This is a genomic window from Pseudomonadota bacterium, from assembly GCA_016719885.1.
In the GTDB taxonomy this organism is placed as follows: Bacteria; Pseudomonadota; Gammaproteobacteria.
The window spans coordinates 1-15,776 of sequence record JADJYF010000015.1 but is presented as its reverse complement, the minus strand read 5'-3'; the positions used below and the strand labels follow the sequence as shown (position 1 = coordinate 15,776).

Genomic DNA, 15,776 nt, shown 5'->3' with positions numbered 1-15,776 from the left:
AAACCATGGTCCGATTCGCCAAACTGTCATTCCTTCTGCTCGGCCTGGTCTTGCTCGGCGTGGTGCTGCACAACACCGACCTGGGCGCGTTGTGGCAGCAGGTCGAGCGCATCGGCCTTGGCGGCATGCTGGCGGTGCTGTGTGTTTATGCGCTGTATTTCGGCGCCGACGCGGTGAGCTGGCACATCGTGCTGCCAGCAGTGGCCATCAACGGACGCTGGCTCGCGCGCATGTTCGCGGTGCGCATGATCGGCGAGGCCTACAACAACATCACGCCCACCGCGTCGATGGGCGGCGAGCCGATCAAGGCCTGGCTGCTGAAATCCAACTGGGGCATTCCGCTGCGCGACTCGGGCGCGTCGCTGGTGATCGCCAAGACCACCAGCATGTTTTCGCTGGTGCTGTTCGTCGGCATCGGCGCGGCGATGCTCATCGATCACGAACGCTTCAGCGCCCAGCACAAACTGATGGCCGTCGCCGGCTTTGCCTTCATCGTGCTGTCGGCGGTGGTGTTCTTCCTCATGCAGCACTTGCGGCTCTCGACCCATGTCGCGCGCTGGGTGGGGCGCACGCGTTTCGGTCAGCGTCTCGGCGGGGCGCTGCGCGCCGCCGAGGACATCGATCGCCAGTTCGCGGCGTTCTACAGCGGTCATCGCCTGCGTTTGCTGTGGTCGCTGGTGTTCGCGATGGGCAACTGGGTGCTGGGCGCGGTCGAGGTCTACCTCATCATGACCCTGCTGGGATTTCCCCTGAGCTTCGCCGAGGTGTGGATGATCGAATGCATGGTGCAACTGGTGCGCACCATCGCGTTTTTCATCCCGGCCGGACTCGGCGCGCAGGAAGGCGCGTTCCTGGTCGCGGTCGGCGCCTTGACCGGCGTGCCATCGGCCGGCGTGGCAACCGCCCTGGTGCGGCGTTTTCGCGACGTGCTGTGGATAGCCTTGAGCCTCGCCGTGGCGGCCGCCTACGCGGTCACCCCGGGGCGCTACGCGCGCGGCGAACTCGACGCCGCCAATTCCTGAGCGCTGGCGCTCAGCCGAGCATGCCCTGGGCGCGAAACCACGCCACCGCATCGGCGATCGCCTCGCCCGCCGGGCGGCTCCGGTAGCCGAGTTCACGGCGCGCGCGGCCGGCGTCGAAATACATCTGCTTGGCCGCCATCTTCAGACCGTCCATGGTGACCTGCGGTTCGGGCAGGTTGCGCAGCCGCGCGTGCGCTTCCGACACCCACGCCACCGGGTAGAGCAGGCGTAGCGGCAGTTCGATGGTGGGCGGCTTGCGTCCACACAGACGCGCCACCAGGGTCAGGATTTCACGCAGCGCAAGATCGTCGCCGCCGAGGATGTAGCGGCGGCCGATCACGCCGCGCTCGAAGGCCAGCAGGTGGCCGTGCGCGACGTCATCGACGTGGGCGACGTTGAGCCCGGTGTCGACGAAGGCGGGTATGCGGCCGAGCGCCGCGTCGCGTACCACGCGGCCGGTCGGCGTGGGCTTGATGTCGCGCGGGCCGATCGGCGTCGACGGGTTGACGATCACGGCCGGCAGAGCGCGGTTCGCCACCAGTTCGTCGACCACGCGCTCGGCGAGGAATTTCGAGCGCTTGTAATGACCAATCATGTCGTCGATGGTGACCGGCGTGTCTTCATCCGCCGCGCGGCCATCGCGGTGGTAGCCGAGCGTCGCGACGCTGCTGGTGTAGACGATGCGCTCGACGCCGCTGTCGAGCGCCGCCAGCATCAAGGCGCGCGTGCCTTCGACATTGCTCTGGTAGAGCTCGTTGGTGTCGCGCACCCACAGACGATAATCGGCGGCCACGTGGTACAGCCCGGCGCAGTCGCGGCAGGCGGCGAGCAAGGACGCCGGGTCGCGAAGGTCGCCGTAGGCGATGTCGACCGGCAGACCTTCGATGTTGGCGCCCGCGCTATGGGGCCGCACCAATACCCGTACCCGTTCGCCGCGCGCCAGCAACAGGCGCGCCACGGCGCTACCGAGAAAACCGGTGGCGCCGGTGACGAGCACGGTCATACGCGCTGACCGCGCGGTTCCCGCATCACGCGCAGGTAGCTGACGCCGACCAGCACACAGGCCAGCGGCGCGCCGACGGCGGCCGCGTACAGGAACGCGTTCAGACCATCGAACAAGGTCACGAGCGGCATCAGGTACAGGATGTCTTCAGCCTCGAAGCCGGCCCAATGCGGCTGGCGCGTGACCTCCTTGCCATGCGCGTTCTCCATCTGGTTGCGCAGGTGGAAGATCAGCGCGACCGCCGCGCCGGCCACGAGGCCCAGCGCCATTTCCATGATGCTGTCGTCGTCCCGCGCCAGACCGATGCCGATGCCGGCGAACATGCCGACCGTCACCAGCGCGTCGGACGCGAGATCGTAAAAATGACCGAAGCGGCTGGTCTTGCCGCTCATGCGCGCGAATTCGCCGTCGGTGTGATCGAGGAAGTTCGACAGCACCACCAGCATCGCGGCAAGGTTGGGCCACGCACCGCTGGCGAAGGCGCCGGCCCCCGCCGCGCCCACCAGCAGGCGCACGGTGGTGAAGTGATTGGGATGCACCCAACGCGAACCGAGCAGCGGTCGCACCAGCGCCGCGGCCACACGCGCATCCCACGGTTTGTCGCTGGCAAGGCGGTCTTGCTCGGTGCTCATCGCTACGCGTCTCTGCTTTCTTGATGTTGGGTAGCGCGCCGAGGTATCACCGCACTTGACTGCACAAGCGTGCCGCCGCATCGCGCAGGGCACGCAGGGCGCCACCGTACCACAGTGCAAGCCGGATCAGATCGGGCAATTCCCAGGGCCGCCGCAGCAGCGCCGCGGCGCTCGCCAACGGCCGATTGCCGCCGTCTTCCGCCATGCCGACCAGGGCCGCGCGCGGCAAGCTGAAGTCGCTGGGGTCGACCACGCAGCGCAGCGCCGCGAAGGGCACATCATGGGCGCGCGCCACGCGGCCGATGGCGGCCGATTCCATGTCGACCGCGAGCACCGCCAGGCGCTCGTGCAGCGCCCGCTTGTGCGCATGGCTGACGACCGGCAGCTCGGCGCCATACAGCAGCGCGTCGTGCCGCACGTCGTCGCCGAGCTCGCATTCGAGCAGCGTGCGCAGTGCATCGGAACACGGCAGTGATGCTTGCTCGGCGGTGAGGATGGCGCTCGCGTTCAGCAGCGCGCCGGCGCGCAAGCTCGGGTCGAGTCCGCCGGCCAGGCCGAAGCTCAGCAAGGCGTCGCAGCCCTGGCCCAGCAGCGCACTGGCGGCGTGTTCGGCGCGACGCGGTCCGGGACCTGACAGCATCACCTGGTAGCGGTGGTGGCGGGCGAAAGCGCCGTGCTCGGCCGGCAACTCGCGCGCTTCGGCCGCCAGGGCCACGACGATGCCGATGCGCATGGCCGAGGTCTGCACCAACGCCGTCGTGTGTCAGTGCGCGATCGAGTTGCCGGCGATGCCCGCCACGCTGGCCAGCGGCGTGGCGATGCGCTGTTGTGGCATGCCGACCGAGGCCAGCGCGAACAGCGTGTTCAACAGCCAGTCCGACGACACCAGCAGGTTGGTGGTGACGATGGTGGCCTTGACCGCGCCGCGCGTGATCTTGACCTCGGGACCGCTGGCGAAATCGCGGTGTCCGTCCAGCTTGCGCAGGGTCAGCACCGCCATGCCTATCGCCCACAGGCAGAAGCGCCGTATGCCCGGTTCGCTGGCGGGGATCATGAGCGTGTAGCGCAGCGCGTTGCGCAGGTGTCCATGGGCGATGGCGATCAGTTGTCCCAAGCCGGCGGCGAAGGCCGCACCGCCCTGGCCAGGCTTGACGTCGCTCAGGGTCACGCCGTGCGCGGCGAACAGGTCGCGCGGCAGCCAGCACGCGCCGCGTGCGCGGTCGTCCCAGATGTCCTTGAGGATATTGGTCATCTGCAGGCCTTCGCCGAACGACACCGCGAGGTTCATCATTTCGCTCTCGCGCCCGGCGAGCTCGGGACAGTGATCGCAGAACAGGCTGGTCAGCATCTCGCCCACCACGCCGGCCACGTAGTAGCAGTAGCGGTCCATGGCGCCCTGGTCGTCCACGCCGTCCAGCGTCTCCTGGCCCTGGTAGAACACCATGCCCTCGCTCATGATGCGCACGCAGCGCGCCATCGCGGCGCGCACGCGGCCGTTCAGGCTGTGGGTGATGCGGATCACGCGCGCGGTTTCGGTGATGAGCTCGCGCTCGGCGGCGGTGGCATGGTCGGCCAGGCGCGGCGCAAGCTCGGCGGCGAAGGGTTCGGCCGCCGCCTGGCCCTCGACGATGGCGATGAATTCGGCGGCGTAACGGCGCTTATCGTCGAAGGACAAGCCGGCGTCGTCCTCGATGGTGTCGGCGATGCGGCACAAGAGGTAGGCGTTCGACACCGCGCGATCGAGGCCGGCCGGCAACTGCGGAATGGTCAGCGCGAAGGTGCGTGACACGCCCTGCAGGATATGGCGCTGGAATTGTTCGTCTTCGACGGAAGGCAGGGCGGAGGACATCGCGACTCGCTGGCGGCTTGGGGGCGGAACGGCGCGGCGGATTCTACACCGGCATGCCGGCCGGCGCAGCCCGCCGCTAGCCCGCGATGATCGGCACGCCGGTCAGGGCGCGATGCAATCCCATGATGAAGGCGCCGTAGACGATGAGGCCCACCACCACCGCCAGCACGTCGAACAGCGCGTGCGGGGTCTCGACCACCGAACTGCGGCCGCCGCGCTTGACGGCGATGAGGTCGACCACCCCGAACGCGAGGAACGCACCGAACAGCAGCATCGACGCCAGGTCGCCGTTGATAAGAAGATGCGCGAGCGCCCAGGTCTTCACGGCCAGCAGCATGGGATTGCCGAGGCGCGCCTTGATATGCCCCGGCACGTAGGCGGCGGCCAGCAGCACGAACACCGGCAGCATGAGCAACATGGTCACATGCCGCAGGGCGACAGGCGGCAACCACACGTCGATGCGCGGCGCCTGCGCGTAGCCATGCACGATGAGCGCGAAGCCCGCCAGCGAGACCAGCGAATAGAGCCCGCGATAGGGCAGCGCGCCGAGCTTCGCCAGCAGCCGTGCGCGGGCTTCGCGGAACATGCTGAAGGCGTGGGCGGCGAAGAACAGCACGAGGCCGGCGGTCAGTTCGAGCATGGTCTGGACGTTCCTTCGGTCGATACCTTGTGTGGCGAAACCCGAACTCGCGCGGTCCGTTGAGCGGACCGCGCCCGCGACGGAGGCTTGGCGCTCAGAGGTCGGGCTTGGCGACCAGCGCGCCTTCCTTTTCGAGCTTGCGCACCTCGGCCTCGCTGACGCCTGCGTAGCGGGTGAACACGTCGACGTTGTGTTCGCCCATGTAGGCGGCCTGCAGATCGGGATGACGCGGCGCTTCGGAGAAACGCAGCGGCATGCCCGGCACCTGGTAGCTGCCAAACACCGGGTCGTGCACCGTGCGTATGGTTTCGCGTTCGACCAGGTGTGGATGCTTGACCGCCTGCTCGACGGTCAGGATCGGTGCTATCGGCACGTGGTGATTGAAGCCCCAATCCTCGGCGGCGTCGATGGCCGTCGGGTAACGGGCCAGGGCTTGTTCGATCAGGGCATTGAGCGCGTCGCGGTTGGCGATGCGCGCGGGGCCGTCGATGAAGCGCGGGTCATCGACAATCTCGGGCCGGCCGAGCGCCTTGCAGAAGTTCGGCCACTGGTTGGGCAGCACGGCGATGATCACATAGCCTTCCTTGCACTTGAACACGCCGAGCGGCGACACCGCGTAATGATGGGCGCCGCAGCGGAATGGCTTGATCTCGCCGCCCGAGGCGGTGTGCGCCTGCACGTTCACCTCGTGGCAATGGAAGTAGGAATCGAGCAGCGAGGCTTCCACGTACTGGCCGCGGCCGGTGCGCTCGCGATAGAACAGGGCGCCGTTGATGGCGGCCAGCAGGTGAGTGCCGGTCATGACGTCGCCGATGCCGAGCATGTAGAAATAGGGCGGGCCATCGGCCTCGCCGATCATGCTCAACACGCCGGCGTAGGCGGCGCCGATGTAGTCGTAGCCCGGCAGCGAGGCCAGCGGCCCGGTCTGGCCGAAAGCCGAGATCGACCCCATGATGAGACGCGGGTTGACCTTGTGCACGACGTCCCAGCCGAACCCTAAGCGACTGATGGCGCCGGGCGCGAAGTTCTCCACCAGCACGTCGCATTTTTCCAGCACCTTCATCACGAGATCGACGGAGCGCGGGTCCTTGCGGTCGATGGCGATGCTCTTCTTGCCGCGGTTCTGCTGGATGTAATAGCCCGAGCGGCCGTTGCGCAGGTAGGGCAGGGCGCGCGAGGCTTCGCCATTGGGCGCCAGTTCGACCTTGATCACCTCCGCGCCCATTTCCGCCATCAAGCGCGTGGTGGTCGGGCCGGCGAGGGCCTGGGAGAAGTCCAGTACACGAATACCATCGAGAATATTGTTCGGTGTGGCCATGGTTGCTCGTCCTTTCGAGTGCGCGTGGGCGGAGCGCCGTACTAGAATGCGTGCGGCCTGACCCACCGCGATGGGCCTCCGGTTCGGGCCGATACTAACCGAGTCGAACGCGCCGTGTCCGCTCACCGAAGGGGGGAGATGGCGGCGCCGTCGTCGGCGCATGGCGATGCTGCATTGCGGCCAGCGGTCAAGGAAGTTTGCGGTTCTCGATGCCCCACGCGCGCGCTGCCGCGACGGCCACGGCTGCGCGCGATGAACAACAATCCGGCCCGCTCACCGCGCGGGCCGGCCGGTGATACCGCGTGGCGCGCGGACGCCGCCGTGCACCTGGGAACCGAGAGCCACTCGCCATGAACATGTCTCTGTCTTTCGATATCTTCCAGTGGAACGACAAGTACGATACCGGCATCGCCATCATCGATGAGCAACATCGCACGCTGGTCGCGCTGCTCAACGAGCTCATCGGGCACATCGCCCACCAGGCAGGCGCGCCGACCCTGGAGCGGGTCTTTGCGCAGCTCAAGGACTACGCCGTTTTCCATTTCCAGAGCGAAGAGGAAATCTGGGACAGGTATTTCCAACGCGATGCCTGGGCCGTGGAGCACCAGGCGACCCATGCGCGTTTCGTCGAAGACCTGGCCACACTGGAATCAACTCATCAGCAGCTCGGCATCGGCGAGGTCATCGCCAAGGTCTCGTCCTATCTCACCCATTGGCTCGCGCACCACATCCTCGAGAACGACAAGCGCCTGGCCAAGGCGGTGCTGGCGATGGAGCAAGGGCGGTCGCTCGAGGAGGCCAAGCAAGTCGCCGATCAGCAAATGGAAGGCGCGACCAAGGTGCTCATCGACACCTTGATGAACATGGCCGACGTACTGGCGCAGCGCACCGTGCAGTTGATGGACGAAGTCAATGCGCGACGCGCGCTGGAGATCAAGCTCACCGCCGCCACCCAGGCCAAGAGCGCGTTTCTCGCCAACGTTTCCCACGAGATCCGCACACCCATGAATACCATCGTCGGCATGACGCACCTGTTGCTGCGGCGTGGCGACATGAGCGCCGAGCAGAGCGACAAGCTCGGCCGTATCGCGATGGCGGCCGATCACCTGATGGCGGTCGTCAACGACGTGCTGGACTTGTCCAAGATCGAAGCCGGCAAGGTCGAGCTCGAGAACCGCAGGTTCCGCAGCGCCGATCTGCTCGCCCGCGTCACACAGATGATTGCCGGACCGATACAGGACAAAGGGCTGGCCTTGGTGGTCACGGCCGACGACCTGCCCTACGAACTGGTCGGCGATGAAATGCGTCTGGCCCAGATTCTGCTGAATTACTTGAGCAACGCCGTGAAGTTCACGGCGCAGGGCAGCATCACCCTGCGCGCGGACATGGTCGAAGACGACGGCGAGGCCTTGTTGATCCGTTTCACGGTCGAAGACACCGGCATCGGCATCGCCGCCGAGCAGCAGGGCCGCTTGTTCGAACTGTTCGAGCAGGCCGACGGCAGCACCACGCGTCGCTATGGCGGCACCGGGCTCGGCCTTGCCATCAACCGCCACCTGGCCGAGCTGCTGGGCGGCGAGGTGGGGCTGGCGTCGCAACCGGACGTGGGCTCGAGTTTCTGGGCGACGGTTCGCCTGCGTCGCGGCCAGGCCCAGGGCGCGCCTGCCGCCGCCAGTGATGGCAGCGACGGCGAGGCGGCGGACGCGCAGCTCGCCGCGCGTCATCGCGGCAAGCGCGTGCTGATTGCCGAAGACAACGAATTGAACCGCGTACTGGTGCGCGAGATCCTGGCCGAATGCGCGCTGGAACTTGCCTTCGCCAGCAACGGTCGCGAGGCGGTCGAGATGGCCGCGCGCCAGGATTACGACCTCATCCTGATGGACATGCAGATGCCGGAGATGGACGGTGTGCAGGCGACCATGCGCATACGTCAACTGCCGCGCGGCGCATCCTTGCCGATCATTGCCATGACCGGCAACGCCTTCGGCGAGGACCGCGAGGCCTGCTTGGCGGCGGGCATGAACGATTACCTTTCGAAACCGATGCTGCCCGAACACATCTACCGCACGATGCTGCGCTGGCTCGACCACGCCGCCGGCGCACCGGTGTCATAGCCCCACGCGTGGCGGTCCAGGCTCTCGATGATCATGAGCCGATCGTGGACGATGCTGAGGTCACTCATGGCGCGCGCGGTCCTGTCGTGATGAAGGGGCCAGCATCGTCGCGCGACCGACGCGCTCCAAGCCACGCGGTGGGGTGACGAAGTCGGCGACAAGGCATACGCTGCGTGTTCGGCCTCGCGACGACCGCGGGCGGCCACTACCGCGAGCGAGGCTGCGCCACCGTGACTCGAAAAATGCATCTGGCCGGCTTCCAGATAGCCGCGCCCGTCGCCCACAGCCACGCCGCCTGGCGCCATCCCAAGTCGCAGGCGGATTATCTCGACTTCGCCTATTACCGCGACATCGCGCGCATCCTCGAGCGCGGCAAGTTCGATTTCCTGTTTTTCGCTGACGTGCTGGCCACGCCGCGACGCTACGGCAACGATCTGAAGGACCCGATACGGCGCGGCACGCAGGGCGCGGTGGGCCTCGACCCGACCATGGTGGTGGCGAGCCTGGCGGGCGCGACCGACAAGTTGGGCCTGGCCGTCACCAAGTCGGCGACCTACTACACGCCGTTCGACATCGCGCGCGCCTTTGCCACGCTCGACCACCTGAGCCGCGGGCGCATGGCCTGGAACGTGGTGACGTCCTTGAGCCAGGCCGAAGGTCAGAACTTCGGCTACGACGACATGCTCGACCATGACCAGCGCTACGAGCGCGCCGAGGAGTTTCTCGAAGTCGCGTTCGCGCTGTGGCGCAGCTGGGAGCCGGACGCCCTCGTCGAGGACACCGCGACCGGTGTGTTCGCCGATCCCGAACGCGTGCATGCCATCGACCACGTCGGCGAGTATTTCAAGGTGCGCGGGCCGCTCAACGTGCCGCGTTCGCCGCAGCAGCGGCCGGTGATCATCCAGGCCGGCGCCTCGCCGCGTGGCAAGGACTACGCCGCGCGCTGGGCCGAGGCGGTGTTCGAGATCGAGCCGTCCGCCGACAACCGTCGCGCCTACTACCGGGATCTCAAGGCACGCGTGGCGAATTTCGGCCGCGACCCGTCGCGGGTGCTGGTGTTTCCGGCCATGATGCCCTTCATCGGCGCGAGCGCCGCCGAAGCGCGCGAAAAGCAGGCCATGCACAACGAGCTGGCCGATCCGGTGTCGGGCCTGATCACGATGTCGATGCACACCGATCACGATTTCGCGCAGTACCCCATCGACAGCCCGATCGCCGATATCTCGGTGCCGGGTTCGCAAGGCCTGTTCGCCACGGTGCGCAGCTTGAGCAACAAGCAGGACTTGACCCTGCGCGACGTCGGCAAACTCTACGCGCAAGGCATCACCGTGCCGCAGCTGGTGGGCACGGCGCGTGACGTGGCCGACATGCTGGAGCACAGCCTCGCGGCCGAGGAAGCGGACGGCTTCATGATCTCGGCGGCCCATTCGCCGGGCGCCTTCGCCGAGTTCGTCGAACACGTGGTGCCGGAGCTGCAAAGGCGCAAACTGTTCCGCGACGACTACAGCGGCAGCACCCTGCGTGAGCATCTCGGCCTGGGCAGCGCCAACCTGCAGCCGGTGGCGCGGCGTCCGCGCTAGTGCATGCGCAATTTCTATTCACTCCTTGAAGAGGGCCTGGCCTTGAGCACAGACACCGACATCTTCCATGTCATGAAGACCATGCGCGCCATGCGGCGCCTGAAGCGCGACCCGGTGCCCGACCACGTGCTGGCCCAGGTGCTGGAAGCGGGCACCTGCGCGCCCAGCGGCCAGAACCTGCAGCGTTGGTCGTTCCTGGTGGTGGAGGACGACGCCGGCAAGCAGTTCTTCGGCGAGCGCTACGCGTACTGGATGCGCGAGCGTTTCGCCGATGTGCTGCGTGGCATCGACTACGACAGCGCCGCCGGCCGCCAGGCCAAGGCCGCCATGCATCTCGCCGACCACATGCACGAAGCGCCGGTGCTGCTGTTCTGCTGCGGCACCCGCGACTGGCCGTTCGCGGTCGCGCCCGCGCAGCGCGTCGGGCGCGCGCCGCCGTCCTATGGTTCCATCTACCCGGCGGTGCAGAACATCCTCTTGGCCTGCCGTGCCCTGGGCCTGGGCGCGAGTCTCACCACCATGCACCAGATGTTCGAAGACGACATGCATGCCTTCTACGGTATTCCTGAAACGCATGGTGTGGTGGCCGTCATCCCCATTGGATACCCGGCCGGCAAGTTCGGTCCGATCACGCGCGAGCCTGCCGCGCACAAGACCCACTTCAATCGTTGGGGGCAGGGCAAGCCGGGTCTCGCGGCGCCCACCACGGCGTAGTCGCGCTCGGTGTCGCGCGCGCCGGGTGCGCCGTGTCGCAGCGCCGCAAGGCGCTGCGTGCAGCGCCAGTGTCATTTCGCGCGCGCGACCTGCTGGCACACGGCGGCGCGCTGAGGCACCATCTCGCTACGTGCCACGGAACGCGCATGGCGTGCCATGCAGCCCGGGCGCTCAACCAGAAATTTCATCGATGACCATCCGTCAGGGGAGATGTCCATGCCGATCAATTCCGTACTTGGCCCAATCAAAGTGGAAGACCTGGGCTCCACACTTATTCATGAGCACCTGGGCGTGGGCTGGCCTGGCTGGGAACTCGACCACAAGGATTTCGATCGCAAGAAGGACGGTCTCAAGGTCACCAAGCGGCTGAAGGAGATCCGTGAACTCGGCATTCGCAGCATCGTCGACCCGTGCCCGATGGAACTCGGTCGTGATCCGGTGTTCGCCGCCGAGATGTCCGAGAAGTCGGGCGTGCAGATCGTGGTCGCCACCGGTCTGTACAACGATGCGCTCGGCATTCCGATGCATTTCCGCCTGATGGACGTCGACGGTATCGCCGAATGCTACGCGCGCGAAATCGAGGACGGCATCGGCAACACCGGCATCAAGGCCGGCATCATCAAGACGGCTTCCGGCGGCATCCATGGCGTGACCCCGCCTGGTCGTGGCATCCAGGAAGTCGAGATCAAATGCCTGCGCGCCGCGGCGCGCGCCAGCAAGGCGACCGGCGCGCCGATCCTGTGCCACAACGACGAATTCGAACCCTTCGGTCGCGAGACCCTGGACGTGTTCGACGATGAGAAGGTCGATTTCAACAAGGTGCTGATCGGTCACGCCTGCGGCGTCGGCGACATGCGCTACTACTTCGACATCCTCGAGCGCGGCGCGTGGCTGGGCTTCGATCGTTTCGGCATCGAAGCGATTGCTTCGGACAAGATGCGCCTGGCCGCGCTCATCGGTCTTCTCGCGGTGGGCTACGATCGCATCATGCTCTCGCATGACTCGGTGGAATGCTGGCGCGGTCGCGATACCGGCGCGCTGGACGGCATGATCGCCGCTTCGCCCAACTGGAACATGGCGCACATCTCGCGCAACATCCTGCCGGCGCTGCGCAAGGCGGGTGTGCCGGACGCCATCATCGACAAGCTGATGGTCAACAATCCCGCCAGCTACTTCGGTCCGGTGAAGGGCAAGGGCAAGGCCGCGGCCAAACCCGCCGCCAAGGCCAAGGGCCGCAAGTAAGCAGCGGCGCGCGCGGGCGTCGCCACCCCGGTGACGCCTGCCACCGGCCTGCCGTGGCGTGCCACGCCTGGCTGGTCGATGTCGCAAGGCCTGCGTCGCTCGGCGCCGTGCCGACGGCACAGGAGAGAAATCGTGGAAAACGTCGCCATTACCGGTCTCGGTGTGATCTCATCCATCGGCTTGAACGTGCGGGACTTCAACGCCAACCTGCTGGCCGGCAAGGTGGTGGCGGGCCCGGTGGCATCAAGGGACGACCACGAGAACATCTGGATGTCGCTCATCGATGGTTTCGATGCCAGCGCCTGGATGGAAGAGCGCGTGGTGCGCAACTCGACCGCCTTCTCGCAATACGCGGTGGCCGCCGCCGCGCAGGCCGTCAAGGATGCGGGCATTGAAGAATTTGATCCGATGCGCACCGCGGTGGTCATCGGCAGCGCACTCGGCGGTGTCGATTCGCTGGCCGATGACCAGGCGCGACTCAGCATCGAGGGGCCGGCCGCCGTGTCGTCCAAGTTCATGGTCAACCATCTGCTCAACATGCCGGCCGCACACATTGCCCTGCGCTATGGTCTGCACGGGCCGCAGCTTTCCATCGCCACCGCCTGCGCGTCGTCCCATGACGCGATGGGCATCGCGGCGCGCATGATCGAATCGGGAGAAATCGACGTCGCCATCACCGGCGGCACCGATTGCGCTATCAGTCCGCTGGTGTTTTTCGGTGCGCGCAACAACAAGATGTTCCGGCCGCAGCCCGATCCCCTGAAGACCTGCCGGCCGTTCAACATCGAGCGCTTCGGCGTAATGCTCGGCGAAGGCGCCGGCATGTTCGTGCTGGAGCGCGCCGACCGCGCGCGCAAGCGCGGCGCCACCATCCATGGACGCCTGCGTGGCTATGCCACGCTCGCCGATGGTTACCATCCTTCGTCACCGGAGCCGGAAGGCCGCTGGGAGCAGCGCGTGATGGAACTCGCCATCGAAACCGCCGGCCTGGCGCGCGGCAAGGATGGCGTCGATGCCGTGGTGGCGCATGGCACCGGCACGCCGGTAGGCGACATCGCCGAACTGGCTGCGTTGAATCGCATTTACGGCGACCGGAAAGCGCCACTGCGCGTGATGTCGCCCAAGGGCAATTTCGGACACCCGCACGGACCGGCCGGCGCGCTCGGGCTGATGGTGGGATTGTTCAGCATGAGCCAGAACGCACTCATGCCGACCGCCGGCACCTACGACGAACGCGAACTCATGCCGGAAGTCGGCAAGCTGCATGCCGTGATAAAGGCACCCGCCGAGGGACGCATCGAAACCTTGCAGGTCAACGCGTTTGGCTTCGGCGGGCAGAACGCGTCCTTGGTGGTGACGCGGGAATAATTACGCGACGTTCCGCCGCGCGAGTGGCGGAGTGGTGAACCTCAACCCGCGTCCGGCGCGGCGTCCTTGTTCGGCTTGAGGGCGGCAAGCACTTTCTTTTCTTCTTCGGGCGAGATGCCGTGCGTCGTATCCAGTCCGAAACGGCGCTTCAAGTATTCTTCGAAAGTCAGCCATTGCCCTTCGAATTCGACGGTGCGACTCCATGCACACATCCGGACCAACCCTTGTACACGCTCCCGGAGCTCATTCGTTTGACGCGCGGTGCGCTGCACGAGCCAGGCGAGCAGCGTGAGCACCATGGCGCGCACGGCGTAATTGGTGGCCGCAAAAATCAACGGATAAGGAGGTTCCACGTATTCGCGAATGAAGAAGCGCGCCAGCGGCAGCCCGATGGCAAGCACGTAAGTGGTCTTGTCCTCGCGATACCACGCCGACAGCACGACCGGGATGATGTACAGCACGGGAAATTGCAGGTAGCGCCCGGTGAGGACGTCCAGGGTCATCATCACCAGCGCGAAGACGACGTAAAAGAATTGGCTGGCAAGGAGCCTGTTCAGCAGATCGCTTCGGGCAGACAACGGCGCGGCACCGGGTGAGCAATTCCTTTTTGATTAGCGGGACGCGGCCCGAAAAATTGAGCGGCGCGTGGCGCGGTCGCGGTACTCACTGCCAGTGCGGCGGTGGCTCGCACCTGAATACCTGGATGAAATGGTCGGGGTGACAGGATTCGAACCTACGACCCCTGCCTCCCGAAAGCGGATTCCACACCCTATTGGGTTCAACGAGTTACATCATAATACAAATTAAAACAGTCACAAAGCTTCTCGCTGGATCGCGTTCAATCCACTGGTTCGCGTTCGCATTGGCAAATTGTGGCAAAGAATCGTGGTTATACCAACTGCGTTTACCAACTTTTTGATGGCGATCTCAGGATCGTTGTTGCTTGCATTGCGACCTAACGAAGGCACGTGCCAACAGTCGGGTCGCTTGGGGCTTCGGTCAAATTTTCGCGCGGTACAGCACGCGAAGTCACCAAGGCCCGATTGGCAATCTGCGGCCTGAGTGGTTGTCAATATGGACGTTCAACGCCGTTTGAGAAGGCGTGATAGGTGCGGTGCGCAACCACGGTCAGTACGGCGACAGTCGTGGATGGGGTTTTACCCACACCTCATGAGCGTCTACAGCGTGTCGCGCGGCCTCACGGGCATGGACGCCCGGCGGTTATCGCGACCACCGAACACGTGTTAGTTGTCGAGCGTCGGCGATCGCTGAGCGGCTGACCTAAAGTCATTGTCACAGATACACCGCAGTAATTTCTGAAAGGAAACCGGTAGACGGTCGCAACGGCGACATTAATGCCCCGTTGCGACGATCATCGCCTATAGTTGGTCCAGGGGACTAGAGACTTGCCTTGTAACCTCCAACACATGCGTATAGAGCATTGTTGTCTGGAGGCTCCGGTGACCCAGGAGTAATTGAATAGTGCGGATATCGGTCCCCGTAGCCAGCAGATGCGTGGCGAAGCTATGACGCAAGCAATGAACGCTAGCGTGCTTTTGTATATCAGCATGCCTTAACGCGTCACGAAACGAACGTTGGACAGTAGAGTCTGAAACATAACAACGAACCGATCGAACGCCATCCTTCCAGCGTCAGGTCACCGCGGACGGGAAGACAAATTGCCACGCACGTGCTCGAGATGCGGAAGGAAATTTGCGTTCTAGCGCATCCGGCATCGGGACAAATCCATCTCCCTTTAAGAGGTCATTTTGGTGTAGCGTCACAACGCGGACCAAGTGGGCCTGCAAAGGAAGATAGAGTAGGTCCGGCAGCACGGTTGTGCGGTCTTTTGAGCCCTTTGCTGTTCCGGATGGAAATAGCGCGGGAAGAAAAATCTAAGATCTTGATCCGCAAGGTACAACATTCGTGAACACGGAGCGCCGCGCCGTTACATAAGTTCTGCCATCAAGCGCAGGTTCCGCCTATCTGATTCAAGACACGCTTAACCTCGTCACGGCTGAGAACTACGGGAACACGGTGCCGTCGCTGGACGCGTTTCAAGCCACGCATCTCTCCCAATGGTTTTGCCAGAACTGCGTCATAGAGGAACACAAGTGCGTTCAAGGCCTGGGATTGAGTAGAGGCCGCTACGCCCTGATTGACAGCAAGGTGATTAAGAAAGATCCGACCTCCGAAGGTCCAAGCTCAAGGTGGCGTTTGCCGTGGAAAAGAACGAATTGCTAGGTCCAGTGTCAATAAGCTTGCTCGGTATTCCGACTGAAGTGCCGACGGCG

At 65.1% G+C, this 15,776-nt stretch carries 13 protein-coding genes and 1 pseudogene; 6 read left to right on the top strand and 8 right to left on the bottom strand.

Annotation, left to right across the window (positions count from 1 at the left end; translation table 11 throughout):
- Positions 1 to 5 precede the first annotated feature (5 nt).
- Entirely contained in the window at positions 6 to 1,022 is a 1,017-nt protein-coding gene (locus IPM80_16160) for a flippase-like domain-containing protein (protein MBK8959904.1), read from the top strand.
- 10 nt (positions 1,023 to 1,032) lie between these two features.
- Here IPM80_16160 and IPM80_16155 read toward each other — a convergent pair whose 3' ends face one another.
- From IPM80_16155 to IPM80_16130, 6 genes are all read right to left on the bottom strand, one after another.
- Positions 1,033 to 2,025: an NAD-dependent epimerase/dehydratase family protein gene (locus tag IPM80_16155; GenBank protein MBK8959903.1), complete on the bottom strand. Its 993-nt coding sequence runs from the start codon at positions 2,023 to 2,025 to the stop codon at positions 1,033 to 1,035.
- Entirely contained in the window at positions 2,022 to 2,657 is a 636-nt protein-coding gene (locus tag IPM80_16150; GenBank protein MBK8959902.1) for a CDP-alcohol phosphatidyltransferase family protein, read from the bottom strand. The genes IPM80_16155 and IPM80_16150 overlap by 4 nt, the downstream gene beginning before the upstream one ends.
- A gap of 46 nt (positions 2,658 to 2,703) precedes the next feature.
- Positions 2,704 to 3,405, bottom strand: coding sequence for a hypothetical protein (locus IPM80_16145; GenBank protein MBK8959901.1), 702 nt, complete (start codon positions 3,403 to 3,405; stop codon positions 2,704 to 2,706).
- A gap of 15 nt (positions 3,406 to 3,420) precedes the next feature.
- Positions 3,421 to 4,506, bottom strand: coding sequence for a phytoene/squalene synthase family protein (locus tag IPM80_16140; GenBank protein MBK8959900.1), 1,086 nt, complete (start codon positions 4,504 to 4,506; stop codon positions 3,421 to 3,423).
- A 76-nt stretch (positions 4,507 to 4,582) separates the two neighbouring features.
- Complete coding sequence (locus tag IPM80_16135; protein MBK8959899.1) at positions 4,583 to 5,146, bottom strand: NnrU family protein; 564 nt, start codon at positions 5,144 to 5,146, stop codon at positions 4,583 to 4,585.
- A gap of 94 nt (positions 5,147 to 5,240) precedes the next feature.
- A complete protein-coding gene (locus IPM80_16130; GenBank protein MBK8959898.1) occupies positions 5,241 to 6,464 on the bottom strand; it encodes a CoA transferase in 1,224 nt (407 codons plus the stop codon).
- A gap of 350 nt (positions 6,465 to 6,814) precedes the next feature.
- On the opposite strand from IPM80_16130, the gene IPM80_16125 reads away from it, so the two are divergent.
- The 5 genes from IPM80_16125 to IPM80_16105 all read left to right on the top strand — a co-directional run bounded on the left by IPM80_16125 (position 6,815) and on the right by IPM80_16105 (position 13,482).
- Positions 6,815 to 8,578, top strand: coding sequence for a bacteriohemerythrin (locus tag IPM80_16125; protein ID MBK8959897.1), 1,764 nt, complete (start codon positions 6,815 to 6,817; stop codon positions 8,576 to 8,578).
- Between the two features lie 230 nt (positions 8,579 to 8,808).
- The gene (locus tag IPM80_16120) at positions 8,809 to 10,158 is read left to right on the top strand and encodes an LLM class flavin-dependent oxidoreductase (protein ID MBK8959896.1); all 1,350 of its coding nucleotides are present in this window, start codon (positions 8,809 to 8,811) and stop codon (positions 10,156 to 10,158) included.
- Positions 10,159 to 10,200: 42 nt separating this feature from the next.
- A complete protein-coding gene (locus IPM80_16115; GenBank protein MBK8959895.1) occupies positions 10,201 to 10,872 on the top strand; it encodes a nitroreductase family protein in 672 nt (223 codons plus the stop codon).
- Positions 10,873 to 11,088: 216 nt separating this feature from the next.
- Positions 11,089 to 12,114, top strand: a complete 1,026-nt coding sequence (locus IPM80_16110; GenBank protein MBK8959894.1) for a hypothetical protein — start codon at positions 11,089 to 11,091, stop codon at positions 12,112 to 12,114.
- A 132-nt stretch (positions 12,115 to 12,246) separates the two neighbouring features.
- A complete protein-coding gene (locus IPM80_16105; GenBank protein MBK8959893.1) occupies positions 12,247 to 13,482 on the top strand; it encodes a beta-ketoacyl-[acyl-carrier-protein] synthase family protein in 1,236 nt (411 codons plus the stop codon).
- 41 nt (positions 13,483 to 13,523) lie between these two features.
- Here IPM80_16105 and IPM80_16100 read toward each other — a convergent pair whose 3' ends face one another.
- Together IPM80_16100 and IPM80_16095 are read right to left on the bottom strand one after the other, a co-directional pair.
- Positions 13,524 to 14,060, bottom strand: a complete 537-nt coding sequence (locus tag IPM80_16100; protein ID MBK8959892.1) for a hypothetical protein — start codon at positions 14,058 to 14,060, stop codon at positions 13,524 to 13,526.
- Positions 14,061 to 14,861: 801 nt separating this feature from the next.
- Positions 14,862 to 15,776: pseudogene (locus tag IPM80_16095) on the bottom strand (integron integrase).